The sequence below is a fragment of the Acetobacter musti genome (genome assembly GCF_011516835.1).
Lineage (GTDB): Bacteria > Pseudomonadota > Alphaproteobacteria > Acetobacterales > Acetobacteraceae > Acetobacter > Acetobacter musti.
On record NZ_WOTB01000121.1, the window covers coordinates 1 to 680 of the forward strand.

At 60.0% G+C, this 680-nt stretch carries 1 protein-coding gene; it reads right to left on the reverse strand.

The annotated features are described in order from the left end of the window. A partial coding sequence (locus GOB93_RS21015) for an IS5 family transposase (protein ID WP_173585282.1) occupies positions 1-634 on the reverse strand: 634 nt, incomplete at its 3' end. Positions 635-680 lie beyond the last annotated feature (46 nt).

The following is a 680-nucleotide window of genomic DNA, read 5'->3' on the forward strand; positions in this document are numbered from 1 at the left end:
TCTCGACGACGAACTCCAGATAAGCCGCCTTGTCCATCAGTTGGAGGCGGTCATAGGCGCCATCGGCAAACAGGTGCTTCACCCAGGGCCAGCGTTTACGGATCGCATCCAGGATCATCTGTGCGCCTGCGCTGTCGGAGATGTCGGCCGGTGTCAGGTTGAGCATCAGCAGGCGCCCGTCCGTATCGACGGCGATATGCCGCTTGCGCCCGACCACTTTCTTACCGGCGTCATAACCCCTTGTCTTTGCATGAGGCGCCTTGACGCTTTGGCTGTCGATCACCCCGGCCGACGGACTGGCTTCACGACCCATCCGCTCCCGATCGAGCATCAATTCAACATCGTGGATCGTCTGAAACAGGAAACGCCGCGCCAGTTCCCGGAACCAGCCATAGACCGTTCGCCAATGCCCGAAATGGATCGGCAACATTCGCCAGCCACAGCCCGAGCGGACCAGATAGCGCACCGCGTTGATCACTTCGCGGAATTCAATTTCCCGCGGACGTCCCATGCGCCCAGGCTCAGGCATCAGTGGCGCGATCCGCGCCCATTCCTCATCCGTCATGTCAGACGGATAGCGCTTCGTCTTGCGGGTGATACTGGCCATCCGGCCTCTCTGCTCTGGCGTCCACATCCAGGGCTTGAATCACACCCTCACCGAATTTCCAAACAGGCTCTAA